Raw genomic sequence first — 26,687 nt, forward strand, 5'->3', positions numbered from 1 at the left:
AGATATGAAAATTATTGAGACAGAACTGATTATAAACGCGGGGGGATTCCCTCAATCTAAGGAGTGGCAAAATATTCACAGGGACATTCTGAATGCAATCCACTCAATCGAATGGCCTCCAGGGTCAGGCTCATTTACTCTCTATGATGAGTCCGGGAAAAAAAGAGGGCAGGGTAATGGCGTAAAGCCTATAAAGGAAGCTTGCATGAAAAAGCTTCAGTCTTCAGGATGGAGACTGGAAACACCGGTTGATGTTGCAACAGTTCGAAGACCAGGTCCCATGGATGCCACCATTGAAGTTAACGGACGTCTTTTTTGTGTGGAATGGGAAACGGGGAATATTTCTTCCAGTCATCGCGCTGTTAATAAAATGGCTTTGGGTATTCTTAAGGACATACTGATTGGTGGTGTTTTAATATTACCGACCCGGAAGATGTACAATTACTTGACCGATCGTATAGGGAACTTCCTTGAATTGTCACCCTATTTCCCTCTATGGAAATCATTGCAAGTTGATGAGGGGCTGCTTGCCATTATAGCCATTGAGCATGATGGGGTCAGCAAGGATGTTGAAAGAATTCCAAAAGGTACTGATGGCCGAGCCATTATTTAACTCCGTTGTAGTATCGCAATATATTCGAGCCGCATAGTATTTGAAATTCCTATAATAGGGCGGCTCATCATTTTGATAAGTCGGAAACCATATTTTTTGCCTATCTGTACCAGTATTTCATGTATTCCTTGGACTTTGTTCGGGTCCACCCCCAATGCTTTTCCGAGTTGATTGTTGTTGGTCCCAACAATAATGGTGCATAGTCTTGCCGGACGTAAAACTCGGGAACATTCTGAAAGGACTTGTTCCATATCTTCTCGGTAGAGTTCAAATTTTTCTGAAAGTTTTTTCCCCCTCAAACCAATCATCGAATTCCTGAGGTTGTCCATTTCTACGCCTAGGTAGTTGAGATGAAAGGCGTCATTTCCCAGATAATCAATGGCAAAGCTATAAGGGGGTGAAAAAATGATACCATCGACAGTTTTGTTATCAAGTGGTAGGTCTCTTGCATCTCCCTCCATTGCCGTTGTTGCCGACAGCTCCAACCCCGTGTCGATTAAGCCCTTCTGAATTTTTTCGACAACAAATAGGTATCTTTCCAATATCGCTTTGAACTGTTCAATGGGAGACCTTCGGCTACTTCTTTCAGAATACCCCACACTGTCTAAGTAGGCCAATAAGAGGAAATTGTATGTGTCTGAAGTCTCTTTTTGCTGTTTTGTGAGACGACTACGATCTTCCTTGATCACATATTCTGCGACAGGCTCCATGACAGACATCACATTTTTTTGTGATTTTCTTTTACAGGCTCTGATTCCTGCCACAGGTTTTCCTACACGTTCCGAAAAATAATTAAACACTTCTTTGTAATTATTCAGAGTTTTCTGGGCTCGACTCAAAGGGACTGTTAGAGCATCTATTTTTGTTTGAGCCATAAACCTGCAAAAAGGGCTTGCATCAATGCCGATTGAATTTATCCCCATCAAAGAGGCCTCAACCAAGACCGTGCCTGAACCCATCATAGGGTCCAAGACCGTATCTCCAGGTTTCAGTCCCATAATATTTATTAACCCCTTTATCATCTGGGGATGAAATTTTCCGCGATAAGGAAAAAGACCATGGGTGCTGTAGCCGGTTCTGAAGAGATTCCTCTCGAAAAAGGATTTGAGCCTAGATGAAGAATGATCAGCTAACTTCAGTGAATCGCCGGTGCATATGAGAAAGTGTCGTGTGAAATTGTTACACACACGCGCAAAATAGGCGCTGTTTCTAAGAAGCTCTTCGTCAGACAACACCTGTTGTTCGTAGAAGGCAAGTTCTAATTCGTAGAGGTCATTTAAGTTAGGTATGAGTTGATATTTGGTAGAGAATAGTTTTCCAAAGAAGTCTTGTGCAAGTACGTCGGGGATTTTATGCGGATCCAAGTTTTCTCCTGAGCTCAAATCTCCACATAGTCACCGGATTTGTGGGGACTGAGATCTTCGGTCTGTAAACGCTCAATAATAACGTCACAGCTCTCAATTTCTATCCCGATCCAGTGTCGTTGCAGCCTTTCGCAGACGTCATAGGTGGTGCCGCTGCCCCCAAAGGGATCAAGGACTATATCATATTCTTGAGTGGACAACTGGATGACTCGTTCAAGTAGTTTGGTGGACAGTTGATTGGCAGACCTCCTCCGGCTTTTAAATTTCCAATGCCTTACAGGTGTGATGTCATGCCAAACATCAGTAAGGTTTACCCCGTTGGGGTTCATTGCTCTTCGGTGTCCACCGTAATCTTTAATTTCCTTCCCGCAATGTCGGCAAACCTCTATGGGTGTCCGTACCCTTCTAAATGTTTTTGGCTTCCCTTTTGTATAATATAACATACTGTAATGAGAAGGGTATAGGCGTCCAGGGATAGGGAGAGATAGCTTGATGTCGACGGCTATCCAATGTCGGAAGGTCATGCCAGCTTCACTTAGGTGATTACCTAGAATGATGTTCCATTTTGGGAGGTTATAGATAAAAATAGCTCCGCCCGGTTTCAGCACACGGATACATTGGTCCAGCCACGTCTTGCACCATGAGAGATATTCTTTTTCTGTAAGATTGTCATTGACGTTATTGCCGTAAATTTTAGACAGGTTAAAGGGGGGATCTGCAAAGATTGTATCAACCGATTCACTGTGTACATAGGGAATTACCTTGATTATATCGTCATTATAGAGAGCCCCCAATTGGCTTGAATATACAATTTTCTTTTCAATGCTGGAGTCCACAACATGCTCCGGCGTCCATACTGTTTGATTTTTAAGGGTTTGTAGAGCCATTTGATATCCATAAGAAGATGCTTTTATTGCCATAGGTTATAACAAGACCACCATTTTATATCAATAGATTTTTGAGCTCCTCGGCCCGGTGGCAGGCCACCTGGTGATCCGGTGCCGGGGAAAAGGCGGCCGGTACCAGCGAGGGCTCGGAGGTTTTGCAGATGTCGGCGGCATGGGGACACCGGGTGTGAAACCGGCAGCCCGGCGGCGGCGCTGACGGGGAGGGCACGTCTCCGTAAAGCACCTGTTTTTGCCGCTTTGCGGTGGGATCGGCAATGGGAATGGCGGAGAGAAGGGCACTGGTGTAGGGATGCAGGGGCGTGGCATAGATGGTGTCGGCGTCGGTGATTTCCACGATTTTTCCCAGGTACATCACGGCGATGCGGTCAGAAACGTGGCGCACCACGGCCAGGTCGTGGGCGATAAACAGGCAGGTAAACCCGGATTCCTGCTGAAGGTCGAGCAGGAGGTTTAAAATCTGGGACTGAATGGAGACATCCAACGCCGACACCGGCTCGTCGCAGATGATCATACGCGGGTTTAAGGCAATGGCCCGGGCAATGCCGATGCGCTGGCGCTGGCCCCCGCTGAACTCGTGGGGAAACCGGTCGGCCGCGTTTGCGGAAAGTCCCACCCGGTCTAAAAGTGATTGTACTGACTGCCGGCGTTCGACGGCGGTGCCGATGCGGTGAATCTTAAAAGGTTCTTCAAGCATGGTGCCCACGGTGTGGCGGGGATTCAAGGACTCGAACGGGTCCTGGAACACCATCTGAATATGACGCCGCAGCCGCCGCAGGGCCGCGCCCCGGACTCCGGCCAGGTCGGTGTTGTCAAACCGGATGGCGCCGGCCGTGGGCTCGTAAAGCCGGGCCACGCAGCGGCCCACCGTGGTCTTGCCGCAGCCCGACTCTCCCACCAGGCCCAGGGTCTCTCCGGGTCGAATGGCAAAGGAGATGTCGTCCACGGCATGCACCTGGGCCACGGGCCGCAGAAACACGCCGCCCCGCACGGGAAAATATTTTTTCAGGCGTTCGACTTCAAGCAGGTTGGGACCGGAAGTTGCCATATCACCTTCTATCCAAATCGGGATCGGGATCGCTATCGGGATCGAAATTGTAATCGATTTTACATGCCGGAGACCTCATGGCAACGCTTCCTGAACCGCGTGGCAGCTTGCCATGTGCTCCGGTCCCACGGATACCAGGGTCGGCGCGACATTTCTGCAGATATCCATCACTTTGGGGCACCGGTTCTGAAACCGGCATCCCGGCGGCAGTTCGGCCAGGGAGGGCACCATGCCGGCAATGGTGGGAAGCTTTGTTTTCCGCCTGTTTCCCAGCCGCACGATGGAATCCAGTAGCCCCTGAGTGTAGGGGTGGGCCGGCCGGTCAAACAGGGTGGCCACATTTGCGCTCTCCACCAGGGTGCCGGCATACATCACGCAGACCCGCTGGCAGGTTTCGGCAATCACGCCCAGGTCGTGGGTGATGAGCATGACGGACATATCGTTCTGCTGCTGCATGGTGGTGATCAGTTCCAGGATCTGGGCCTGAATGGTCACGTCCAGGGCCGTGGTGGGTTCGTCGGCGATGAGCAGGTCCGGACCGCAGGCCAGGGCCATGGCGATCATGACCCGCTGGCGCATGCCGCCGGATATCTGGTGCGGATACTGGCCCATGCGCTGGGCCGGATCGGGAATCCCCACCTCTTTGAGCATGGCCAGGGAGGCGGCCGTGACCGCCGGCCGGTCCATTTCAGGATGGTGAAGGCCATAGGCCTCATCCAGCTGGCGGCCGATGGTGTGCACCGGGTTTAACGCGGTCATGGGTTCCTGGAAAATCATGGCAATGCGCCGGCCCCGGATGGAACGCATGGCTTCCGGCGGCAGGGCCGCAAGGTCCGTCCCGCCGAACAGGACCCGGCCGCTGTCGATGCGGCCCGAGGGTTTTGGCAGCAGCCGCATGATTGACAGGGCGGTCACGCTTTTGCCGCACCCGGATTCGCCCACCAGGCCCAGCACCTCGCCGTGCCGCACCTCAAAAGAGAGGCGGTCCACGGCCCGCACCCGTCCCGCCTCGGTTTCAAAGGAGACCGACAGGTTTTCCACGGTAAGCAGGGTTTCGGCGTTCAAAAGGTGACCTTCCCTAATCTGGTTATTGCCGATAAAATGTTCTGTCCTCGATGGTCACCGGGTCAAAGGCGGTGCCGGCTTTCATGGCCGCCTGAGTCTCGTCGTACAGTTTCCGGTCAAACCAGAACAGGCCGCCGGTGCCGCTGGAAAAGGGTTCGAACAGGTCATCGGTGTGCCGGGTGCCCGGCGGGTCGGGCAGTCGCCACCATCGCCAGCAGGCCTGGCGCACATAGGGCACCATGAAGGTGGGCACAAAGGCGCCGATCTCGTGAATTTTCGCCTGAATCTGCCGGGATAAAACCTTTCGTTCCTCCGCGTCCAGGCTGGCGCGGTAGGCCTCGATCAGCCGGTCCATCTCCGGGTCGTCGGTGTTGGTGATGTTGTTGGTCTGGGGCTTGTGGGCGTTTTCCGAATGAAAATGCTCCCAGTACTGGGGCCTCAGGGACGTGCTCCATGCCACCCACCCCACCTCGTGCTTTTTCTCCAGCACCTGCTTGTAGGACGCCGAAGGGTCCAGCCGGCGCAGGTTGAGTTCGATGCCCGCCTTCCGGGCCTCCTCTTTTAACACCACCAGCCGCGGGGTGTGGCCATCATGGCTGTAGGTCACATCCACGGAAAACCGCATGCCCTCTTTTTCCCAGATGCCGTCCGTCCCCCGCTGCCACCCCGCACCGGTCATGTAGTCATTGACCTTTTCAAGGTCGAACCGCCGGGCCTTGACATCGGGGTTGGTGTAGTCGCCGTATCCCACGAATCCCTGCTCCAGGCGAAAGTAGTCGCCCCGCAGCACGGTGTCGATGACCTTTTGAATGTTCATGGCATGGGCAAAGGCGTAACGTACCCGGACATCCTTGAAGATATCGATATCCTGGTTGAGCCACATGCCCATGGCCGACTGCTGGGTGTCGTTGAAAAACCAGATGCGATGCACATACCCCTTGTCAAAGACCGGGGTTTGCGTTTTGTCGTGCCAGAAGTCGGGCATGGTCAGGGGAAACGCGTCGATCTCGGCCTGCTTGAAGTACTCCCAGGACATGTTGAAGTCCTTGACAACGGTGTAGACTACCTTGTCCACGTTGAACCGGTTTTTAAAGAAACGCAGATCAGAGGCCCACCAGTCGGGCTTTCGGGAAAATTCCACAAACTTTCCCTTTTCAAACCCGGATACCTGGTAAGGCCCGGTGTTGGGGGCGATTTTCCAGTTGTAGTCCCGCACGAAATTTTCGTCCAGGTCGCCGTAAAAGTGGCTGGGTGTGGGGGAGATGCCCACCTTCAGGTAAAGGTCGGGGTCGGGTTTGGACGCCACCACGGCCAGGGTGTGGTCGTCATACACCACGACCTTTTCTATTTCTTTTGTATAGTAGTCGTTGTACCAGGGCGCCACGATGTGCGGGGACCGCATGAACGCCAGGGTGTAGGCAAAGTCGTGGGCCGTCACCGGCATGCCGTCGGACCACCGGGCATCAGGGTTGAGCCTGAAGTACATGGTTTTTTTGTCTTTGCCAAATGCCCAGTGGGTGGCGATTTCCGGTACAATGCGCTCGGTGTTGGGATGAATGCTGATCAGGGAGAGCTGGTTGCCCAGGATGGCGCTGCGAAAGCTGCTGTTGGAGTCCGGCCCCACCACCCGGAAGGTTAAGGGAAAACTCAGCAGGGACAGTCGCAGGGTGCCGCCGGTGACCGCGTCCGGAGAGGCAAACACCGGGTCGGTGTCGTTGGTCAGCCAGTCTATATTTTCCGGAAGATCGGTGTCGGCCAGAGGGGCCCGGAAGGGTGAATGGGCCGGCTCCGGTGCGGCCTGCTGCTCATCTTTGTCTGAAGAACAGCCCCAGGCGAGGAGCATGCACAGGACCATCAGCGCCGATATCAGATACTTAATTTTCGGCATGTTGTTTGTTCCTTCCCAATCAATGTTTATTTTCGTTTATCGCACGCATCTATCTGGCGGCTTCGTAAAACAGTCAAGTTCAAGGCGTCGCAAGCCCGAGGAGCGAGGCGTACTGTATGTACGCCGCAGTGACGAGGGCGCAGCGCAACACAGAAATTGGCTGTTTTACGAAGCCGCGCCATTTCATTCATAGACCGTATGCATCTTGGGATCAAACGCCTCCCTTATGGCCTCTCCAATAAAGGTCACCAGGGTCAGGGTGAGCACCATGGCCCCCACCACCGAGCAGACGATCCACCAGGCCGACATGTTGGCCCATCCCTGGTGCAGCAGCTCGCCCCAGCTGGGCGTGGGCGGGGGCAGGCCGAAGCCCAGGTAGTCTAACGAGGTCAGGGCGATGATGCCTTCGGCCATGGAAAAGGGCACAAAGGTGATGATGATCGACACCGTGTTGGGCAGAATGTGGACAAGCAGAATGCGGCCGTCCGATGCGCCCAGGGACCGGGCCGCCAGCACGTATTCCCGCTCCTTTTCTTTATAGGTCACGGTGCGCATGATCCAGGTGCGGGAGACCCAGCCGAAACAGGCCATGATCAGCAGCAGCACGGCAAAGCTGGGCGCCACCACCGACGAGATGATGATGATCACGTACAGCAGGGGCATGTTGGACCATATTTCGATGAGCCGCTGGAAGATCAGGTCAAAGGCGCCCCCCCAGTAGCCCATGGCACATCCCAGGGTCACCCCGGTCAGGTAGGTGATGCCCAGCAGTGCCACGGAAAAAAAGACCGCGATGCGGAAGCCGTAGGCCAGCCGGGCCAGCACATCCCGCCCCGACTTGTCGGTGCCCAGAAAATGCCGGTGCTCCAGGGAGGGCGGCGTGGGCGGGTAGGCGCTGACCAGAAAATCGTTTTCATAGGGGTTGTAGGGCACGGGCGGCAGCAGCACCCAGTTGCCCTCTTTTTCGGTTTTGAATTTTTTCGCAAGCTCCCGGTAGTTGGTCTCATAGGCATAGTCCAGGCCAAAGGCGGTGCCGGGAATCATGTCGCCGTAAGTGGGAAAGAAGAGATGGCCCCGGTAGCTGACCACCAGTGCACGGCTGTTGATAAACACCTCGGCAAACAGGGAGACAAAAATCAGCAGGCAGAAGATCACAAGGGAGACATAACCCCGCCGGATAGAGGCAAACCGTTTGAGCTTTCTGGCTGTAAGCGGGCTGATGGTTAACATGCGCACCCCTGATGGTTCATATTTAAACACTTGATCCGGATATTGCCCGTGTCACCCATCGGTACTTGAACCGGCTGCAAACGGTTGGTAATCATGTTAAGGTCCAAATGCAATGGCAAAGCAGAACGTTCAAGTGCAAGGCGTCGCAAGCCCCGAGGAATGAGGCGTACTGGAATGTACGCCGCAGTGACGAGGGGCGAAGCGCAACACAGCAATTGGGCGTTCTGCTTTGCCATTACTGGAATCTCACCCGCGGGTCCACAAAGGCCACGCAGATATCGGAAAGAATGTTGCCGATTAAAAACAGCAGCGACGAGATCACCAGAATGCCCATGACCACGGGATAGTCCCGCTCCACCACCGACTCGTAGCCCAAAAGGCCCATGCCGTTGATGTTGAAGACCGTTTCAATGAGAAACGAGCCCGAGACCAGGACCGATATGTTGTTGCCGAAGCTGGTGGCAACGGGAATCAGGCTGTTTCTTAAGGCATGGCCGAACACCGCTTTTTTAAATGACAGCCCTTTTGCCATGGCCGTGCGCACATAGTCGGCGGCCAGTTCGTCCATCAGGGTGTTTTTCATTAAAAAGGTCATTACGGCAAAGGAGCCCACAACGTAGGCGGCCAGGGGCAGGACCGTGTGCCGGGCGATATCGAGAATTTTTTCAGGTCCGGACAGGGCGTCAAAGCCGGCGCTTGTGAGCCCGCCCAGGGGCAGCACCCCCCACCGGGAAGAAAAGAGCAGCAGCAGCAGAATGCCCAGGACCCAGCCGGGCACGGCGTAGCCGGCAAACACCGCTACGGAGGTGAAGTTGTCGAACCCGCTTTTGTGGCGCACGGCCTTGGCCATGCCAAGGGGAATGCAGACCCCGTATATAATGACCATAGAGAGCAGGCCGAAATAGAGCGATATGGGTATGCGGGACCGGATCATCTCCCATACCGGGTCATAATACCGGGTGGAGGTGCCCAGGTCGCCGGACAGAACTTTTCCCATCCAGAGCACATAGGCTGCCGGCACCGGTTTGTCGAACCCGTAATAGCGTTTCAGGTAATTGATCTGCTCTTCGGAGAGGGGCTGGGTGGCCTCCCGCTGGGTGCGGCCCTCCATGGCCTGCATGCGGTAGGACTCGGCAATCATGCGTTCCACCGGGCCGCCGGGCACAAACCGCGTGACCGCGAACACCAGTACGGTGATGCCCAGAAAGGTGGGAATGATCAGCAGGAATCGTCGAATAAAATATGCGCGCATAGGCCTGCCCGAAGGGTTGCGAAATTGTCGACTCTGCGGCGCCGTTGGAACGGGACCGGCCGCACCGGTCTGTTATGTTTACCGTAATTCGGGCCGCCGCACAAGAGGCGGGCAATAAAAAAGGGGTGAAAGAAATCTCTTCCACCCCTTGAACGAACGTCGTATGCGGCCGATGTTTAACGCTTGGAGAACTGGTACCGGGCCCGGGCGCCGCGCTGGCCGTATTTTTTGCGCTCCTTCACCCGCGCGTCACGGGTGAGAAATCCGTTGGCCTTGAGCTTCTGGCGCATTTCCGGATCCAGCCCGGCCAGTATCTTGCTGATACCGTGACGGGCAGCGCCGGCCTGGCCTGTGATACCGCCGCCGATGACGCGGATATCCACGTCGTAAGACTCCAGGGTCTCCGTAATTTTCAGGGACTCGCGCATGATAATGCGGGCCGCGTTGGTGGTAAAGTGGGCGTCGGCGTCTTTGCCGTTGACCGTTATCTTACCGCTGCCCGGCTTCATCCAGGTGCGGGCGATGGCGGTTTTGCGTTTTCCCGTGGCGTACAAGGTCTGTGCTTCCATTGGTTCCTCTTGCGTCAATTATTTTATCGAAAGGGGTTCGGGCTGCTGGGCCGAATGGGGATGTTCCGGGCCCGCGTAAACCTTCAGTTTCTTCAACAGGGCCCTTCCCAGCTTGTTCTTGGGAAGCATGCCGCGAACCGCGTGAACAACCAGGTCTTCCGGCTTTTTTTCAAGCAGCTTTTTGGCGGTGATGGCCTTGATGCCGCCCACATAACCGGTGTGATGATAATAGACCTTCTGGTCCCATTTTCTGCCGGTCAGGGCGATTTTTTCGGCATTGACCACCACTACGGAGTCACCGGTGTCGGCATGGGGGGTGTAGAGCGGGTTGCGTTTTCCCCGCAGCCGGGCCGCAATTTCCGATGCCATGCGGCCCAGGATCACGCCATCGGCGTCCACCAGGTACCACTTGTCGCTTTTGTCGGTCTCTCTTGCACTGTAAGTGTATTTTTTCACGTCTTTTAACTCCTGTATTGAAAACTCAATCTCGCTATTTTACGTATTTACTGCGGTGTGTCAAGGAAAATTTAAGTGGCGGCTTCGTAAAAAGCCCAATTTCTGAATTCTTCACCCTCTGGGGAAAGCGGCTGCGGATGCGGGAGCCCCATATCGCTGTTGACACCGGCATTTTTTAGGCATTTTTTCATTTTGCCCTTACATATTGCCCTGTTTTCGTTACACCCCCAGCATGGAGACCGTCCCCTGCTGATTTCTGAATAGATCAACGGCCCGGCAATCCCCGGGTGAAGCGTGCATGTCGGCGGGACATATCCCTTCTGGATCATCATTTTTTTTCCTGTTTCTCCTGTCATCATCATTTCTCCTCACATACCGTACAGGTTGGTCTCCAGCCCGAACCTTCCATGAACCGCACAGGCCGCGCCTGCTCTTTTTGCGGCATATTCGCGGATATGGCAGGGGCGAACCAACCGGGTTCGGTCAATTTTTTCCGTAGATCCGTTCCCGGCCAAAACGGAAAAGGCCGGTCTGTTCCTCCTGTTTGATGACCTCGGCCTCCGCACCGAAATAGTCCTGCCGCAGCTCATCCAGCAGGTGCTCCCGGCCCGGGACCCCGGATGCGGCCGCTACCTGCCGCCTGGCCGCCATGTAGGCGCGCCCCTTTTCCCACCGTGCGTCCCTTTCGGTGTCCAGTTGGGCCCATCGTTCCAGAGCCGCGTCATCCAGCCCCATGTTGGCCCGGAAAAAATTCAGGTGGGCCTGCCGGTCTTCAGGGGCCATGGCCGCCAGATCGGCCTGAACGACTTCCGTTTCCAGAAACTGGTCCATGGCCTTCTGGGTATAGGCCTGCCGAAAGGCCTCGGCCCGGTCGCCATAGACGTCGTCCAGGCTGGCCATGTAAAAATTTACCTTTTCATGAAAGGCCATCTCCTTTTGCCGGTTGAGGTCCTCAAGAGAGCGGGCCACGGCCTCGGCCTTGAGTTCCTTTTCCCATATGACCTGCGCGTCGTTTCCGAAAAACTGCTGCCGCCTGGCCCGGATAAGTTTTTTCCGCTCCTCAGCCGTCATGCCCAGCAGCAGCTCGGCATTATCTTTTCCCCATTGTTTAAAATCCATCAGCCTCAGGTAGTTGTCATATATTTGAGCCACGTGATCGGGAAATGCCGAGGAAAGATAGGCGTACACATGGTCCTGCCAGGTATCCGGATAGACCTCTTTTAAATAATGGGTCAGCTTTTCAATGGCCTGAATCTGGACCCGGACATGATAGATGTGTTGGCCGAACAGCTCGTTTAAGCGGGCCACCGCCACCTGCCGGTGGCCCTCGGCGTCAAACTCAGGGGCCGGATTCGCGGTCTCCTGGAAAAGCGACGCTTCGGCTTCTGCTGCCGGCTCCGGCGCCGGTTCGACCAGGGCGGGGGCCGCTTTTGCCAAAAGGGGCGCTGCCGGCGGTACACCGGCTTCTGTTCCGTTGAAAACCAACGTCAGCACAGTCATAAAAATCAGCACGCCGCAGGCCGCTGCGCCTGCCATCTGATACCGTTTCATTTTCACCTGTCCTTTGTTCATAAAAGAGAAGCGTGCAGGGGCGTCGTAACACCGGACGCCCCCGCGGTTTTATGAAGCATGCACGGCCGGTCTACCAGAACCACCACCAGCCGGAGCTGCTGGTTCCTTCGTTGTCGGCGATGTAGTCGATCAGGTCGGCGTAGAAGCCTTCCTCATCAAAGTCATCGGGAATCAGGTAGGGAATCACGCCCAGGCCCAGTACATCCAGATGGTCCTGATCGATGACACTGCTGTAGGATGTGGCCTGCACCTGGCTGGGCCGGTCGATGTCGCCCACATAGCCGGTGGTCGAATCTTCGTCAAAATAGGTGCCCCACAGCCAGCTCTTTTTGTGCTTCAGGCGGTAGCCCATTTGCTGGGAGTTGATGCCCACCAGTCCGTCGTCGTCGCCGTCCTCAAAATCCCCGTCTCCGCAGCCGGCGGCGCCGTCGTTGTTGCAGTCCGTGTAGTCGGCGCACCAGCCGTCGCCGTCGATGTCAAGAGGCGCCACAAGGCCCAGGGCGCCAAGAATCGGGTTGAGGTTTCCCTGGGTGGCGGTGATGATGGAGGCATAGTGCCGTACATGGGTGTCGTTGATGCCGTAAGCGTTGTTAAAGGCCTTGGCGCCGGTGACAACCCCGTCGTTGGGATCGTAATCGTCATACACAAATGCCTTCATGCTGGCTTCAAAGTCGCTGAGATCCCCCACCAGCACAGGCCCCACCAGGTAATCAACCAGCACGCCGAGAAAGGCGTTCATGCCGTCGGGGCCCTGGTCCAGCACGCCCTTGCCCACCGGTGATCCGCGATGGGGGGAGGAGATTGACACCATCACCTTGACCACCTGCCGGCCCTTTCGGTCGTAAAGCAGCTTGGCCGCCTTTCTGGCGTCCATGCCGCCCTGGGAGTGGCCCACGATATTCACGCAGTCCGCGTTTACGGTGGCCATGTAGCTCTCTATGGCATCGGCCAACTCCAGACCCCTTAGTTCAGAGGACTGAAACGGATTGACCGACGCGGCAAAGGCCTGCTGGTTTTTATCAATTTCGCTGTTGCAGGAGGTCTCCAGAAAACCGTCGCAGGGATCGCCGACAAATACACCGTAATCATTGCCGAAATAATCGATGCCCACCAGTTCATCAAACCCCAGCATGCCGTGGGCAAATACCACCGGATAGGTGGTTTTATCGGCCCGGGCAAACACGGCCCCCGGCAGAGCCGCAATCAGACAACTTACCAGAACAAAAGCAAAAAATCGTTTTACCATCTTGATCTCCTCCTTTTTTTCGATAAAAAAGTTGTTGGCAGACGGAAAAAATCTGTTCCGTGGCCCCACTATAGCCCTGGCAAAAAGGCGGGGTCTGGCCAATCAGGCCGCCTGTCTGAAGATGACCATCTTTTTTTTGCGGTTTTGTGCCCCATGGGAAAAAGGTGCGGACAGCACCCGGGTGTGAGAAAAAAACAAAATAAACCCGGACTTTTGTTTTGCAGCAGGCTTGCGGGACACCGGCAGGGGGTACTGCAAAAGAGAAGACATTTGCGGCAGGGTCTGGTTTTGACCATCTTTTTCTACGGTTTTTTCTCGAATTTTTATCTTTTTTCATGTTTTTTCTGCGGCTCCTTTTTCCCGTCTCTGTTTGCAGGCAGAAAAACCACAACCGGGTTGCGCTGGGGCTGAAACTTAAATCAGGCCATAAAATCCCCGGGTTAGTCATCTTTTTTGTTTACAAAACCTGTGGGACATGAGAAGAGAAAAACAGATCGCACGCAGAACGGACAGGTGCTTTTCATGACGGGTCGGATAAAATTATTTTCAAACATTAAAAACAGTTATTTTCTTTCTGCTTCTGTTTTTCTCCTGCTTTTCGCTCTCGGAATCTTTATGTTTTTTCCGCTTTTTCGAATCGGAACACCCGGCCGTTCTATCCCTTTGGCCGGCCAGTGGAAAATATCTCTTAACGATTCGACTGCGTTTTCCTTTGCTGAATATGACGACACCGACTGGGGTACCATTGACCTGCCCGGAAAAGTCGTTCCTTATTCTATAGAGCAAAACAGGGGCATACGCGGCACATGCTGGCTGCGAAAAACATTTTTTTTAGAGGATGCGCCCGGCGACTACGGCCTTATACTGGGGAGAATCGCCAACGCGGACCAGACCTATCTCAACGGCGAAAAAATCGGTGAAACCGGCCGGTTTTTCCCCAACACGTTTTCCATGTGGAACTATCCCAGAAACTACCTGCTGCCGGACCGGCATCTGCGGCGGGGCGGCCAAAACGTGATTGCCGTGCGGGTCTCCTACGATGTCATCGGCGAAGTGATGGGGAACCTGATGATTGTCGATGCCGGCTATTTAAGACGGTACACACCCTTTGCCCGGTTTATTCATGTCACCATCGGATACGCGGCCATCAGCATCGGGCTTGTGCTGGTGCTGGCCTTTCTCTTTTCCCGGTTCCGGTACCTGACCTTTGATGAAAACTATCTTTATTTTTTGCAGTTTTTTGCCGGCCTGCCCATTGTGCTTGACCTCTGTCTCACCTGGGAGGTTTATCCGGACCACACCACCCGGCTCAAGGTGCTGGGCCTTTCCTGGGTGGCCATCAACGTGTTTCATCCCGCGTTTCTTCACCGGTTTTACCGGCTGAAAAGAAAATGGCCGGAACGCATCCTCTGGACCTATCTGGCCGCCTGCCTTCTGGGTGCGGTGTTCTGCACGCATGCAGGCAATATCCGTCCCATGGCCACCCTGCTCATCGGTGTCACCTGGTGCATCGGGTTTTACAACATGTCCTGCCATATCGAGGCCCTGGTCAGAAAGCGGGACCACGCAAAAATATTCAGTGTTTTCGGCATTGTCACCATTCTGGCCGCCATGAACGACGGGTGGTGCTATTTCAACAAGTTCGTGGATTTCAACGTCACGGTATTCGGCTGGGCCCCCACGGTCATGGTGATTCAGACCGGCGCCATCTTTCTTTACATGGGCACCTTTCTTGTGCTGGAGACAAAATACAGGGAGATGGTGGAGGAGGTGGACGACCTGAACCGGAACCTTGAGAATTTTGTTCTTGAAAACGCCTTTCTGACCATGGCCGTAAAACAGAGCCGAGCCCCGAAATCCGGCCCGTCTCGTATCACGCCCCAGGCCGAGGAAAAGATTCAGGCCGCCATCGATATCATCGGGGAGAACTACCTGTCCGAACTGTCAAGAACCGACCTTGCGAAGACGCTGGATGTCAGCCCGGACAGCCTGGGCAAACAGTTCAAACAGTACACCGGCAAAAAGCTGGGGGACTACATCAACGAGCTGCGCATTCACGAGGCGGCCCGGCGCCTGCGCGAGACCGACGACAAGGTGATCCATATCGCCTTTGATACCGGGTTTGAAAGCCTGCGCACCTTCAACCGGGTGTTTTCAAAGCTCATGAACACCACCCCGGCCCAGTACCGGCAGGAAACCGTTCCTGATGAAGGTAAAAGCGCGGTGCCGGGGAATTAACCCGCGTCTTTCATGAAAATCTTACCCTCTACTTCTTTTTTGCAATCACCCATACCGCATGAACAATCCCGGGAAGATAGCCGAGAAGGGTTAAAATGATGTTGATCCAGAAGTGCTTTCCAATGCCCACCTGAAGAAACACGCCCAGGGGCGGCAGTACGATGGCGCAGATAATTTTTACGATTTCCATGAGGCCCTCCTTTTGTTGCGGTTATCCTTTGTTACGAGCGACTGGGATTATACTGGCTGAGGCATATTGTTTCAAGACCCGGCGCTCTTGAATCCTTTCTCCCTGCGCATCGAATAATTTGCTGAAAAAATGTTTTATTCGATTGCGCGAACAGCCTCCTCCAGCGGTGGATAATCCCTGCCCATATCTCGCAGCATATCTTTGGTTTCGGGCGTCAGGTCCGGCCAGTCTTTCTGGAATTTTGTCAGGTCGATATAGGGCAGGGCGGTCAGCACCTGCTCCCGGCTGAGCAGGGGGATCAGCCGGTTGATACTCTGCGCGTTCAGCGCCTGGGAAACACGGCCCATGGTTTCCGGCGGCAGCAGGCCGGCAATGGTCACCACCCTGTTGTTGTCCGTTATTTCCATGACCCGGGCAATGGTCTCCGGCGACAACAGCCGCGCAATGTCCACCAGTTTATCGTTGTTAATTTTTTCCATGATGCGGGCAATGGTTTCCGGTGGATAAAGCGAGGCCAGGCGGGCCGCCTTTTCCGGATCCAGCCGGTCGAGCAGGCGGACCTGGCGGTCTGTATCCATGGCCCGTCCCACTTCAGCGGCCAGGCCATAATCGTCGCCGCTGGAAAGCAGGTCCATGAAACCCAGCAGATAGTCGTCGGAAAGCGCAATGGCCACGGCCACCACCTTTTCCCGATTCTGCATGTGCCGGGCGATCTCAATCAGCGTGGCCGGGTCGTCGATTCTCTCTGCCACCCGCGTCAGCTTCTCCGGGCTCAGCCCGTCTGAAAACCCGGCCACCACGCGATAGTCTTTTTTCAAAAACAGGATCTCGGTGATCTCCACCAGATCATCGTCCGGCAGCCCTTCCACCACGGCTGCCACCTTTTGCGGATCCTGGTAGACCGCCACCTCGGCCAGAAAATCCGCGTCCAGGCGCTTTGCAATGGCAATGGCCTTTCCCACGGACACCTTGTCTGAAATCCGGGCCACGGTGGACGGTTCCATGCTTTTTGCAAACTGCGCGCTGATAACGGCAGGAACAATGCGGGAGCCCACCGTCATGATGGAAACCACTACCCCGGACTCTTCATCCACCCGCTTTTTGATCAGCCGGGCCAGCTCCTTCTGCTCGGCCGGGGTCAGCCGGGCCAGAAATTCATATTGCGACGGGTCAGCCGCCAGAATGCTTTCAAGATCAGGGTCAAAATAGTTCCCCTTCGTGTCGGCCGGCTGCCCCACGGCACCGGCCGGTGTTTCGACAGCGGGCACTTCCGGCCCGGTGTCAGCAGCCTGTGCGGCTGTGGTAAAAACGAAAAAAACAAGAAGAAAAAAAGCACAAATGAGTTGTCCGGCTGGTCGCATGGGTCACCTCGGTGTTGTAAGACGCTTGTTTGCGCCGGTGTTCCGGCGGATCGTATGGGAGATCGGTTGGGCAATTTGTACAACCGTATAATACGCTCATCCCTCATGTCAAGGGCTTTTCGACTAACAGAGGGCGTCGCTGTCTGCCCTCTTTTACGTATCAAATTTTGTAAGCTGTCCCTGCAGATCGTCAAGCTGTTTTCTGGCCTGTTCATGCGAGGGGTCCATTTCAAGGGCTTGATTTAACGCTTTTGCCGCTTCCCGAAGCAGTTCCACCTGTCGCGTATGGTGACCCCAATACCAATATGATATACCAAGACCGTAATAGGCGTTGGCGGTTGGGTGATATTGGGCGGCTGACAGAAAATTTTCTGCTGCAGCCTCGTATTGTTTGTCTTCCCATAACTGTGTGGCGGCCTTTTTGTAATAAGCTTGGCCTAAATGTTTCCGCGCCATACCAAAGTCCATGATCTCAAGTGCCCTCCGGGCGTATTCAATGGCCTTGTCGTAATCTTCCATGTGATAAAGGAGAAAGGCCGCGTAGGCATCCATGTTCCATGGGTCATCAGGAAAGATTTCGATGGTTTTCCTGTAAATGTTAACTACTTTTTCGTATTCCTTTCTTTTTTTATATGTTTTGGATAAGGCGAAGTAGGCGTCATGGAGAACACTTGTATCATTCGAGTTGGCAATCGCGGAATTTGCCCGTCGAATCACCTCTTCAGGGTTATCTTCCTCCAGGGCAAGTTCGCAGAACAGAAGGTCTGTTTTGGCTGAGCCCGGCCTGAGTTCCTGTGCCTTTAAGGTGAACTGCCTGGCTTTCTCGAGATTATTCCTGCGAATATAATGAAAAACGCCGTGGTAATAGGCGTCAAACAATTCCGGATCCAGGGCGACTGCCTGGTCAAGCGCTTTTTCGGCTTTTTCCAATGCGCCGGGGTCATACTCATCGCCCTGAATATACCCCGCTTTGGTGATAAGGCGACATAAATTCACAAATCCCATAGCATTCTTCGGATACTTCTCTAATAAAGGCCTCAGCAGTTTGTAAGCCGCCCTCAAGTCAGCAGTGTTGCCTCTATAGTTATCAAGTATATTCTTTATTTCTAAATTTCGTTCTTCCACATCAAAAGAAGATGAACATGCCTGAAGCAAAGACAGTATAGCGATAAAAAAGACAACAAGGAGTTTATGGTTTATCTTCATACCGTTTCCTTTTTCCCTCCACGCTTCTCGATCTCCTCCAGCACATTAATATCCTGCTACTTTTCATCCCGGACTTTTAAAACCGCTTTTTTTGTGTACGGCAGAATATACGTCATGGTCTAAAGTGCCCTCTCTCCCTTTTTTCTCATTGAAACTAAAAGCTATTTTATTGAAATGTCAATATAAAAATTTGATAGAAGGCTATGAAACGCCCATTTGAATGGGTATCGTCAAGAATTGGAGGACAGGCAGTAATGTTCTTTGCGTTCTTTGCTCCTCTTGCATCCATGAGAAACAGGGCGTAAACTGGTCGCGTGAAGGATTTGGGGGCAAATCATTTTATATAACCCAACGCATCAGTGGGGCATGATCATGACACAAAAAAAGAAAAGAATACTGGTCATTGCCGGCATCTGTTTTGCCGTTTATTTTATTGCCATATTTTTTGTGGCTTCAGCGGTGCTCACGCGCATGGCGCCGGAAAAGCTGGCCGAATTTTTGGGCCGGCCCGTGGCTGTGGAGAAAATCCGCGCCAACCCGCTGACCCTGTCGGTGACGGTGTACGGCCTGGAGATCAAGGACAAAAACAAGACTGACCCGTTTGTGCGTTTTGAAAAGCTGTACGTAAACGCGGAGGCCTGGTCTTTAATCAGAAGAGGGTTGGTGTTAAAGCGCGTGCTGCTGGAAAAGCCGGAAATTCATGTTGCGCGGCTGTCCGGCGCCACCTTTAATTTTTCCGACCTGCTGGCCGGAGAAAAGGAAGAAGAAAACCCGGCGGAGGAAAAGTCGCCTGCCGAGCCCTTTGGGTTTGCTGTGGCAAATATCTCGGTTGTGGACGGAACTGTGGTGTACCGGGACCTGCCGTTTGGCAAAACCCACACCATTTCGCCCATCAACTGGCAGGTGCCCTTTATCTCCAATTTTATCCGGCACCGGAACCGGAAGTTGGAACCGGCCCTGACCCTTTCTGTGGACGGGGCAACTTTATCTGTGGATGTTCAGACCAAGCCTTTTAAAAACTCCATGGAAACCGTGGTGGACATGGCCCTTTCCGGCGTGTCGATTCCCCGCTACACCGCATACATGCCAAAGGACCGGATCGGCTTTCAAGTGGAACAGGGGGATGTGGATATTACGACCCAGATCTCTTTTTACAAAGAAAACGATCGTTCTGTTGTGACGGTCCAGGGCCAGGCTGCGATTGTGGATCTGGATGTGAAGGACAGGGAAGGGGACGGCCTTTTTACCCTGCCCCGGCTGGCGGTCACGGTGCTGCCCTCGGTGGTGACGGAGAGCCGGTTGCATGTCGGCGAGGTGCAAGTCCAGTCCCCCATTCTGTCGGTGATCCGGCAGGCCGACGGCGTCATCAACCTGGCCGGCCTGGTAATCAGTGGTGAGGCGGCGGCCACGGCCGATGAAAACACGCTTTTGGCAGAGACCGAAACGGTTGCCGAGACTGAAGAGGACGGGCAGGCATCTCCTCAGGCCGATGTGGCTGAATCGGAACAGGCATCTGAAACGGTTCCGCCGGGCCAGCCGGCCGAGGCTGCTGAACCGGATCCGCCTGCGGTTGCCGACGCCCCTGAAGAAGACACGAGTGAGCCCTTTGTCGTTGACGTGGACAGGTTTGTGCTGACCGGCGGCACGGCCCGATTTGTCGATTTTGCCGTTGCCGGTCCGGAAGACGGGCCCGTGGAAAACGCCATCAGCGACCTTAATGTCACGGTGGCTCCTTTTACCACGGCGCCTGAAAAAGAGTCGCGGTTTGACGTCAGTGCCCTGATCAACGGTGCGGCCCCGCTCAATGTCAGCGGTCAGATGGTGCTGACCCCGCTGTCCGTGGAGAGTGATGTCCGCCTTTCCGACGTGGCCCTTGCCTGGGGCCAGCCCTATCTGCCGGACAACGTGCGCCTGGTGATCAACGATGGCCGGGCCGCCGTTTCCGGACATCTTTCTCTGGCCGCCGCCAAAGAGGGGCAGATCTCGGCAACCGTCACCGGAGAGGCGGGAGTCAAAGATTTTGCCACGTCAGACCCGGAAAAAGGGGAATCTTTTTTACGGTGGAGCGATTTTACCTTGGACGGGATCAAGGTCTCCACGCCCCCCCTGCGGGTGAACGTGGACAGCATTGCCTTTACGGATCTTGCGCAGCAGGTGGTGGTGTTTGAAGACGGGGCCACCAATATTGCCAGGATTTTTATCAGCCCGGAAACCCCGGCGGAACCAGCGGACCATGCCCCGGAAGCGGCAGAACCAAAGGACACGGGCGCATCGGTGACGCCCATACAAATCGGCCGGTTTCTGATGAACAACACGGAACTTAAATTTGCCGACCGGAGCGTTGACCCGCATTATGCCACCCGGCTGACGCTGACGGACCTGAAAGTCACCGGTCTGACCTCAGAGGATTTCAAAGCTGCGGATGTAATGGCAAAAGGCACCATTGACGGATATGCGCCGGTGCGTATCACCGGTGCCATCAATCCCCTGGGCACCGACCTGTTTATGGACCTGGATGTAAAGCTGAGCAACATGGAGATGGTACCGCTGTCGGCCTACACGGGAAAGTATATAGGCCGGGCCATTGAAAAGGGCAAGATGGACCTGGACCTGCAGTACGACATTCAGCAGAAGGTGCTTTCCGCCGACAACCATATCTTATTAGACCAGTTTACCCTGGGCAACACCGTGGAGAGCCCGGAGGCCATGAACCTGCCGGTGGGCCTGGCCGTGGCCCTGCTTAAAGACCGCAAGGGCGTGATTGATGTGAACCTGCCGGTGTCGGGCCGCATCGATGATCCCGAGTTCAGGGTCGGCAGGATCGTATTCAAGGCCCTGGCCAACCTGATCACAAAGGCGGCCACCTCGCCGTTTGCCCTGGTGGGTTCCCTGGTGGGCGGCGGTGAAGAGATGCGGTTTATCGAGTTTGAACCCGGCTGGGCCGAACTGGACGAACTGGGCCGTCAGAAACTGGACGGCGTGAAAAAACTGCTGGTTGAGCGGCCGGCCCTGAAGCTGGAGATCCTGGGGTACGCCGATCCTGATGCCGACCGGAGGGCACTGGCCGCCATTGCTCTGGAACGCACGATCAAGGCGCCGGCCCTGGAAAAGTTGGGCCAGAAGGGAGAATCCCCGGATTCAGAGACCCTGGCCACAGCGATCCTGCCGGCCGGTCAGTATGACCGGACCCTGCGCAGGATCTATGAAAAAGAGGTGGAGGAAAAGCCGATAGAAGGGGTGGTGGTAAAAAAGGCCGATGATCCCACGCTGTCGATAGAAGAGATGGAGACGGCCATTGTGGAGCGCCGGGCCGGTGCCGTTACCGACGCCGAACTGGGCCTGCTGGCAAAACAGCGGGCCGAAAAGGTCAAGGATTACCTGCTGTCGGATGAAACCCTTTCTCCGGAGCGGGTTTTTATGAAGGCCCCGGGCAACATCTTTAAAACCGCCGATGGCGAATTTGCCGCCAGCCGCGTGGAGCTGGGGGTGCAGTAGGCTTTCTGCTTTGTTCCTCTGTGTCTCTGTGGTTTATCAGTTCAGTCCGCGGGCCGTCTGGATGATCAGAGGGTGGCAATTGGAATCGAGCACGGGCACGAGCACGAGTAAGAGCAGGGGGGTACACATGAGAGCCAAAACAATTTTATGTCTGGCTGCCTGCGTGTTGCTGTTTTTTATGGTGGGGGGATGTGGCGGGGGCTCCGGGTCTGACGGAACCCCGGCTGTTCATCCGGCACCGGTCGACAGCAATGACGATGCAGTAGTGGACGAAGAGCCTTCCGACACGGATGATGACACGGATGAAGAGCCCCCCGGGCCTTCCTGTGAAGAGCCGGTGGCGGGAACGGCGGATGTGACATTCACGGACCTTCTTGAAGAGATGGTCCGTCGTGAAGCTTTTGTAGTATATCCAGCGCCGGAATACACGTCCGCCATGTTCAGCAGTTATGACAGAGGCTCAACAGCCCCGGATAACCCGGGCTGGTTTGATAATTGGGATTTTTGCCAGTACGTTCGCCAGGAGGTGATTGACGGCAGGAACGAGTGGGTTCTCTTTGACCATGAGGGGCCCGGGGCTGTTGTGCGTATCTGGCTGACCGCGCCACTATACCAGGGGACGATCCGGGTCTATCTTAATTCTTCAGACACGCCGGTCATTGAAGGGGCGTCGGACGATATCGGAAAACAGGCACTGGTGGGCAGCCCCCTGTCCGCGGAGCGCTCCCTCGGGATGAATCTCTATTTGCCGATTCCTTATGCCTGCCGTTGCAAGATCACCTATGATGGCCCCAATTGCTTTGGCATATTTGATAATTGGAATGACCGTCTTTATTACCAGGTCAACTATCGTGCCTATGCAGCGGGGACCACGGTTCAATCGTTCTCCATGGACGATCTTACGGCTTATGGCACGGAAATTCAGAATGTCCAGAACCATCTGTCCGCACCGTCGATGTCGGTTCCCGCGCCGGACAGAATTATCGACGGCACCCCGGGGATTGTGCTGGACCCCGATGAAACGTTCGAGCAAACGATTTCCGGCCCCGGGGCTATCACCCGACTGCAAATCTCTTTAGACAGTGCCGCAGATATTGATCAGGCTTTGCGGTCAACTATTCTGGCCATGGATTTTGACGGTGTTACCAGGGTATGGAGCCCGGTCGGCGACTTTTTCGGATCAGGTCCGGGACGTTATCCTTATGTCACATGGTGGCAGGAAGTGGCCGGTGACAATACGATGACCACACGATGGGTCATGCCATTTCAGGCAACGGCCGTCATCCGGCTCATCAACCTCGGCGACCAGCAGGTTACGGTTTCTTTAAAGGATACAGAGGTGATGGACGATGCCTGGCAGGAGGGGGCTTCCATGTATTTTCATGCCACATGGCACAGTCAGCGCAATATCCCGGTGGCAGGCAATAGTATTGATCTAAGCACGTTTAGGTTTACAGCCAATGGACGGGACTGGAACTATGTGACCATCAACGGGAAGGGCCGGTACATGGGGGATACCCTTACGGTGTATAACCGCGCCAATGCCTGGTGGGGGGAAGGGGACTCCAAAATATGGGTGGATGACGAGGCATTCCCGTCATTTTTCGGGACCGGTACCGAGGATTATTACGGATATGCGTTCTGCGGGGACGGTGGTACTTATGAGGCGCCGTTTCATGCCCAGCCCCGGGGAGAGGGTGATTCGGACAACATCGGATATACGACAAACACACGCACGCGCAGCCTGGACGCGATACCGTTTACCAGCAGGCTGCAGGTCGACATGGAACTCTGGCATTGGGCGACAACGGAGATGGACTACGCGGTGACCTGCTACTGGTACGCCTTTGATGGTGCGACATCAAACCGGGTTGCCGAGCCGGATGAAGCCGCCGCCCTGCTCGCCGAGTAGTGACCGGCCCCAAGGTTTCAAGAAACAGCCGGGCCGGGGGCGGCACGGATGATCAGAGGATAGCAATCGGCACCGAGCACGAGCACGAGTAAGAGTGGAGCAGGATGCCGGAGGTTATCCCCGGGCCGCCTTGATGCCGATCATCAGCACGGAGATGGCCGCCGGGGTGATGCCCTCGATGCGGGCCGCCTGGCCCAGGGAGAGGGGCCGCATATCGGCCAGCCGGGTCTTGAGTTCGTTGGAAAGGCCGTGGACCGCCGTGTAGTCAAAGCCTTCGGGAATACGGATCATCTCCAGGTCCTTGAACTTGGCGATTTCCCGGCGCTGCCGGTCGATATACCCCTCGTATTTCACCTCGATCTCCACCTGCTGCTCCACCCTTTCGGGCAGGGGTGTCTCAGGCGGGGCCAGGGTTTTGATGTCGGCATAGGTGATCTCTGAGCGCTTGAGCAGCTGGTCCGCCCTGGAGCCGGAGGTCAGGGGGGGCGACTGGCGTCGGGCCAGCAGGGCATTGGTTTTATCATCCGGTTTTATCACCGTGGTTTTGACCCGCTGAATCTCCGCCTTGATCCGGTGTTTGTATCCCCGAATGCGCTCCACGGTCTCTTTGTCCACCAGGCCCAGTTCAAGGCCCTTTTCCGCCAGCCGCAGGTCGGCGTTGTCTTCCCGCAGCAGCAGCCGGTACTCGGCCCGGGAGGTGAACATGCGGTAGGGTTCGCTGGTACCCCGGGTGACCAGATCATCGATCATCACCCCCATGTAGGCTTCGGACCGGTCCAGGACAAAGGGTGGCCGCTTCTGAACGCGGCAGGCCGCGTTGATGCCGGCCCACATGCCCTGGGCCGCGGCCTCTTCGTATCCCGAGGTACCGTTGACCTGGCCGGCCAGGTAGAGCCCGGCCACGGGCTTGGTCTCCAGGGTGGGCAAAAGCTGGGTGGGGTTGATGTAGTCGTATTCAATGGCATAGGCGGGCCGCATGATCTCGGCGCACTCCAGCCCCTCCACGGACCGGACAAAGGCAAGCTGGATCTCCATGGGCAGGCTGTTGCCCAGGCCGGAAGCATAGATCTCGTCGGAGTCGAGCCCCTCAAATTCCAGGATCAGATGGTGCGCGGTCCGCTCGGGAAACCGGACCACCTTGTCTTCAAAGGACGGGCAGTACCGGGCCGGTGTGCCGGTGATCCGGCCGCTGTAAAGGGCTGAATGGGCCAGGTTGTTTCTTACAATGGCGATGCTGTTTTCCCGTATATGGCCCAGGTAGTTGGGTCTGCGGGGCAGCTCAAGGGCGCGGGTGGCCGCGGAAAAGGGGCGAAAGTCGGCGTCGGAGCCCTGCATTTCGAATTTTGAAAAGTCGATGGAGGGCCGGGACAGGCGCGGCGGGGTGCCGGTTTTCATGCGGCCGGTGGCAAACCCCAGTTCCCGCAGGCAGTCGGCGAGTTCCAGGGCGGCAAACTCACCGGCCCGGCCCGCGTGGTGAGAGTGGGTGCCGATATGGACAAGACCGCCCAGAAAGGTGCCGGCCGTGATGATCACGCAGGTGGCCTGCCAGGAAAACCCGGTCTGGTCGATCACGCCTTTGACGCTGCCGCCCTCCACGATGATTCGGGTGACCAGGGCCGCTTTAAGGTCGATGTTGGCATGGGCTTCGACGGACTGTTTCATGGCCGTGTGGTAGCGGTGCTTGTCGTTCTGGGTGCGGGAGGAGTGAATGGCCGGCCCTTTTTTGGTGTTCAACACCTTGCAGTGAATGGCGGTTTTGTCCGCCGCCTTCGGCATTTCACCGCCCAGGGCGTCGATTTCCTTGACTAGGTGGCCCTTGGCCGTGCCGCCGATGGAGGGGCTGCAGGGCATGGCCGCCACTTTGTCCAGGTCGATGGCCAGCAGCAGAACGGCGCATCCCATGCGGGCCGCGGCCAGAGCCGCCTCGCACCCGGCGTGGCCGGCGCCGACCACGATGATGTCGTATGTTTTCTCGTAAATTGACACGTTTTGCCTGTTTTGAAGGTATATAAACTGTTACAATACCGCCTGTAAACCTATAGCTCTTTCGGTCTCAGGTCAAGCCGTCCCGTGCGGCCCGGCCGACAAATGACAGCATACAACAGATAATCACAAACAGGAAAAGAACTTACCATGGTTCACGGGAGTGCTTTATGCAACTGTCAAAGCGGGTAAAACAGAAACTGGAACTCAATACCGGAGAGAGACTGCTGCGCCTTTCCGTGCAGCAGGTCATGATCATCGCCGGGGCATTGCTGTCGGCCCTTGGATACGCGGTGTTCCAGGTGCCGCACAATATTGCGGCCGGCGGTGTGAGCGGTCTGGGTATTATCGTCAACCACCTGACCGGTTTTCCGGTGGGCATGTTCTTCCTGCTGTTTAACATTCCGCTGTTTGCCCTGGGGTTTTTCTGGCTGGGCCGGTGGCAGTTTGTCTGGTCCAGCATCGTGGCGGTGATCGTATTTTCCGTGGGGTCGGATATTTTTATCCGCTACCTGCCGCTCTGGCTGGAGCACTATCCGCTGACCTCTGACGGGCTGCTGGCCGCCATCTACGCCGGGGTACTTTACGGCCTGGGCACCGGCCTGATCTACCGCTACGGCGGCACCATCGGCGGCACCTCCATCACCGCCCGCATCATTTATAACGTTACCGGGTATCCTTTGAGCCAGTCCTATCTTTTTACCGACCTGGCGGTTGTGCTGATCTCCGGTTTTATTTTTTCCATGGAGACGGCCCTGCTGGCGACGATCACCATCATCATGGTGGGCATCTTTTCCGACTTTGTGCTGGAGGGCAGCAGCCAGATGCGGACCCTGATGATTGTTACGGAAAATCCGGAGCCGATCCGCTATGCCATTATCAATGAGCTGAAGCGGGGGGTGACCGAATGGGAGGTGACGGGGGGGTACTCCAAGACGAAACGGACCATGCTTTATCTGACCGTGCTGCGGTCAAAGATTTACGACGTCAAGTATATCATATCGCGGATCGACCCGGACGCCTTCATGGTGGTGGGGGTCTCCCAGCAGACCTGGGGCGGGTTCAATGCACCCAAAATTGACCGGCGATAGGTT

At 55.4% G+C, this 26,687-nt stretch carries 22 protein-coding genes; 5 read left to right on the forward strand and 17 right to left on the reverse strand.

Annotated features, from left to right (window positions below):
- The first annotated feature begins 4 nt into the window (after positions 1-4).
- Positions 5-613, forward strand: coding sequence for a PDDEXK family nuclease (locus DOLE_RS04830; RefSeq protein ID WP_041280359.1), 609 nt, complete (start codon positions 5-7; stop codon positions 611-613).
- Here DOLE_RS04830 and DOLE_RS04835 read toward each other — a convergent pair.
- The 13 genes from DOLE_RS04835 to DOLE_RS18405 form a co-directional block, all read right to left on the reverse strand.
- A complete protein-coding gene (locus DOLE_RS04835) occupies positions 610-1,977 on the reverse strand; it encodes a DNA methyltransferase (protein WP_041280360.1) in 1,368 nt (455 codons plus the stop codon). The genes DOLE_RS04830 and DOLE_RS04835 overlap by 4 nt on opposite strands.
- Positions 1,978-1,991: 14 nt before the next feature.
- The gene (locus tag DOLE_RS04840) at positions 1,992-2,897 is read right to left on the reverse strand and encodes a DNA-methyltransferase (RefSeq protein ID WP_012174367.1); all 906 of its coding nucleotides are present in this window, start codon (positions 2,895-2,897) and stop codon (positions 1,992-1,994) included.
- Positions 2,898-2,919: 22 nt separating this feature from the next.
- Positions 2,920-3,930 (reverse strand): ABC transporter ATP-binding protein, encoded by a 1,011-nt coding sequence (locus tag DOLE_RS04845; protein ID WP_012174368.1) that lies wholly within the window; start codon positions 3,928-3,930, stop codon positions 2,920-2,922.
- Positions 3,931-4,005: 75 nt separating this feature from the next.
- Positions 4,006-4,995, reverse strand: a complete 990-nt coding sequence (locus DOLE_RS04850) for an ABC transporter ATP-binding protein (RefSeq protein WP_012174369.1) — start codon at positions 4,993-4,995, stop codon at positions 4,006-4,008.
- 22 nt (positions 4,996-5,017) lie between these two features.
- Complete coding sequence (locus DOLE_RS04855) at positions 5,018-6,883, reverse strand: extracellular solute-binding protein (RefSeq protein WP_012174370.1); 1,866 nt, start codon at positions 6,881-6,883, stop codon at positions 5,018-5,020.
- Positions 6,884-7,066: 183 nt separating this feature from the next.
- Positions 7,067-8,113 carry an ABC transporter permease gene (locus DOLE_RS04860; protein WP_012174371.1) on the reverse strand — a complete coding sequence of 349 codons (1,047 nt, stop codon included), beginning with the start codon at positions 8,111-8,113 and terminating at the stop codon, positions 7,067-7,069.
- Between the two features lie 235 nt (positions 8,114-8,348).
- The gene (locus tag DOLE_RS04865; RefSeq protein WP_012174372.1) at positions 8,349-9,365 is read right to left on the reverse strand and encodes an ABC transporter permease subunit; all 1,017 of its coding nucleotides are present in this window, start codon (positions 9,363-9,365) and stop codon (positions 8,349-8,351) included.
- Between the two features lie 176 nt (positions 9,366-9,541).
- Complete coding sequence (rpsI, locus tag DOLE_RS04870) at positions 9,542-9,934, reverse strand: 30S ribosomal protein S9 (protein WP_012174373.1); 393 nt, start codon at positions 9,932-9,934, stop codon at positions 9,542-9,544.
- 18 nt (positions 9,935-9,952) lie between these two features.
- Complete coding sequence (gene rplM, locus DOLE_RS04875) at positions 9,953-10,390, reverse strand: 50S ribosomal protein L13 (RefSeq protein ID WP_012174374.1); 438 nt, start codon at positions 10,388-10,390, stop codon at positions 9,953-9,955.
- 71 nt (positions 10,391-10,461) lie between these two features.
- Positions 10,462-10,749, reverse strand: a complete 288-nt coding sequence (locus tag DOLE_RS04880) for a hypothetical protein (RefSeq protein WP_041280361.1) — start codon at positions 10,747-10,749, stop codon at positions 10,462-10,464.
- Positions 10,750-10,873: 124 nt separating this feature from the next.
- Positions 10,874-11,941, reverse strand: coding sequence for a hypothetical protein (locus DOLE_RS04885; RefSeq protein WP_012174376.1), 1,068 nt, complete (start codon positions 11,939-11,941; stop codon positions 10,874-10,876).
- A gap of 91 nt (positions 11,942-12,032) precedes the next feature.
- Positions 12,033-13,208 carry a lipase family alpha/beta hydrolase gene (locus DOLE_RS04890; protein ID WP_167320838.1) on the reverse strand — a complete coding sequence of 392 codons (1,176 nt, stop codon included), beginning with the start codon at positions 13,206-13,208 and terminating at the stop codon, positions 12,033-12,035.
- Complete coding sequence (locus DOLE_RS18405) at positions 13,126-13,545, reverse strand: hypothetical protein (RefSeq protein WP_167320839.1); 420 nt, start codon at positions 13,543-13,545, stop codon at positions 13,126-13,128. Before DOLE_RS18405 ends, DOLE_RS04890 begins: the two co-directional genes overlap by 83 nt.
- Before the next feature lie 278 nt (positions 13,546-13,823).
- On the opposite strand from DOLE_RS18405, the gene DOLE_RS04895 reads away from it, so the two are divergent.
- Positions 13,824-15,446, forward strand: a complete 1,623-nt coding sequence (locus DOLE_RS04895) for a helix-turn-helix transcriptional regulator (RefSeq protein ID WP_167320840.1) — start codon at positions 13,824-13,826, stop codon at positions 15,444-15,446.
- A gap of 28 nt (positions 15,447-15,474) precedes the next feature.
- Here DOLE_RS04895 and DOLE_RS17890 read toward each other — a convergent pair whose 3' ends face one another.
- The 3 genes from DOLE_RS17890 to DOLE_RS04910 all read right to left on the reverse strand — a co-directional run bounded on the left by DOLE_RS17890 (position 15,475) and on the right by DOLE_RS04910 (position 18,203).
- Complete coding sequence (locus DOLE_RS17890) at positions 15,475-15,636, reverse strand: YqaE/Pmp3 family membrane protein (RefSeq protein ID WP_012174380.1); 162 nt, start codon at positions 15,634-15,636, stop codon at positions 15,475-15,477.
- Between the two features lie 134 nt (positions 15,637-15,770).
- A complete protein-coding gene (locus tag DOLE_RS04905; protein ID WP_012174381.1) occupies positions 15,771-16,997 on the reverse strand; it encodes a magnesium transporter in 1,227 nt (408 codons plus the stop codon).
- A gap of 153 nt (positions 16,998-17,150) precedes the next feature.
- Positions 17,151-18,203 (reverse strand): tetratricopeptide repeat protein, encoded by a 1,053-nt coding sequence (locus tag DOLE_RS04910; protein ID WP_012174382.1) that lies wholly within the window; start codon positions 18,201-18,203, stop codon positions 17,151-17,153.
- A 372-nt stretch (positions 18,204-18,575) separates the two neighbouring features.
- Here DOLE_RS04910 and DOLE_RS04915 point away from each other — a divergent pair, with 372 nt between their 5' ends.
- Both DOLE_RS04915 and DOLE_RS04920 read left to right on the forward strand, forming a co-directional pair.
- Positions 18,576-21,698 carry a DUF748 domain-containing protein gene (locus DOLE_RS04915; RefSeq protein ID WP_012174383.1) on the forward strand — a complete coding sequence of 1,041 codons (3,123 nt, stop codon included), beginning with the start codon at positions 18,576-18,578 and terminating at the stop codon, positions 21,696-21,698.
- 127 nt (positions 21,699-21,825) lie between these two features.
- Complete coding sequence (locus tag DOLE_RS04920; RefSeq protein WP_012174384.1) at positions 21,826-23,610, forward strand: glycoside hydrolase family 172 protein; 1,785 nt, start codon at positions 21,826-21,828, stop codon at positions 23,608-23,610.
- A gap of 114 nt (positions 23,611-23,724) precedes the next feature.
- On the opposite strand, the gene mnmG is transcribed toward DOLE_RS04920, so the two are convergent.
- A complete protein-coding gene (gene mnmG, locus DOLE_RS04925) occupies positions 23,725-25,596 on the reverse strand; it encodes a tRNA uridine-5-carboxymethylaminomethyl(34) synthesis enzyme MnmG (protein ID WP_012174385.1) in 1,872 nt (623 codons plus the stop codon).
- Positions 25,597-25,763: 167 nt separating this feature from the next.
- Here mnmG and DOLE_RS04930 point away from each other — a divergent pair, with 167 nt between their 5' ends.
- Entirely contained in the window at positions 25,764-26,684 is a 921-nt protein-coding gene (locus DOLE_RS04930) for a YitT family protein (protein ID WP_012174386.1), read from the forward strand.
- Positions 26,685-26,687 lie beyond the last annotated feature (3 nt).

The sequence above is a fragment of the Desulfosudis oleivorans Hxd3 genome, assembly GCF_000018405.1.
Lineage (GTDB): Bacteria > Desulfobacterota > Desulfobacteria > Desulfobacterales > Desulfosudaceae > Desulfosudis > Desulfosudis oleivorans.

Excerpts from the sequence above, each read along its gene's own strand:
- DOLE_RS04885 (WP_012174376.1), bottom strand. The coding sequence starts at position 11,941 with ATGAAACGGTATCAGATGGCAGGCGCAGCGGCCTGCGGCGTGCTGATT.
- DOLE_RS04880 (WP_041280361.1), bottom strand. The coding sequence starts at position 10,749 with ATGATGACAGGAGAAACAGGAAAAAAAATGATGATCCAGAAGGGATAT.
- DOLE_RS04905 (WP_012174381.1), bottom strand. The coding sequence starts at position 16,997 with ATGCGACCAGCCGGACAACTCATTTGTGCTTTTTTTCTTCTTGTTTTT.
- DOLE_RS04930 (WP_012174386.1), top strand. The coding sequence starts at position 25,764 with ATGCAACTGTCAAAGCGGGTAAAACAGAAACTGGAACTCAATACCGGA.
- DOLE_RS04855 (WP_012174370.1), bottom strand. The coding sequence starts at position 6,883 with ATGCCGAAAATTAAGTATCTGATATCGGCGCTGATGGTCCTGTGCATG.
- DOLE_RS04920 (WP_012174384.1), top strand. The coding sequence starts at position 21,826 with ATGAGAGCCAAAACAATTTTATGTCTGGCTGCCTGCGTGTTGCTGTTT.
- DOLE_RS04840 (WP_012174367.1), bottom strand. The coding sequence starts at position 2,897 with ATGGCAATAAAAGCATCTTCTTATGGATATCAAATGGCTCTACAAACC.
- DOLE_RS04845 (WP_012174368.1), bottom strand. The coding sequence starts at position 3,930 with ATGGCAACTTCCGGTCCCAACCTGCTTGAAGTCGAACGCCTGAAAAAA.
- DOLE_RS04890 (WP_167320838.1), bottom strand. The coding sequence starts at position 13,208 with ATGGTAAAACGATTTTTTGCTTTTGTTCTGGTAAGTTGTCTGATTGCG.
- DOLE_RS17890 (WP_012174380.1), bottom strand. The coding sequence starts at position 15,636 with ATGGAAATCGTAAAAATTATCTGCGCCATCGTACTGCCGCCCCTGGGC.
- DOLE_RS04865 (WP_012174372.1), bottom strand. The coding sequence starts at position 9,365 with ATGCGCGCATATTTTATTCGACGATTCCTGCTGATCATTCCCACCTTT.
- DOLE_RS04895 (WP_167320840.1), top strand. The coding sequence starts at position 13,824 with ATGTTTTTTCCGCTTTTTCGAATCGGAACACCCGGCCGTTCTATCCCT.
- DOLE_RS04860 (WP_012174371.1), bottom strand. The coding sequence starts at position 8,113 with ATGTTAACCATCAGCCCGCTTACAGCCAGAAAGCTCAAACGGTTTGCC.
- DOLE_RS04915 (WP_012174383.1), top strand. The coding sequence starts at position 18,576 with ATGACACAAAAAAAGAAAAGAATACTGGTCATTGCCGGCATCTGTTTT.
- DOLE_RS04830 (WP_041280359.1), top strand. The coding sequence starts at position 5 with ATGAAAATTATTGAGACAGAACTGATTATAAACGCGGGGGGATTCCCT.
- rpsI (WP_012174373.1), bottom strand. The coding sequence starts at position 9,934 with ATGGAAGCACAGACCTTGTACGCCACGGGAAAACGCAAAACCGCCATC.
- DOLE_RS04910 (WP_012174382.1), bottom strand. The coding sequence starts at position 18,203 with ATGAAGATAAACCATAAACTCCTTGTTGTCTTTTTTATCGCTATACTG.
- DOLE_RS18405 (WP_167320839.1), bottom strand. The coding sequence starts at position 13,545 with ATGAAAAAAGATAAAAATTCGAGAAAAAACCGTAGAAAAAGATGGTCA.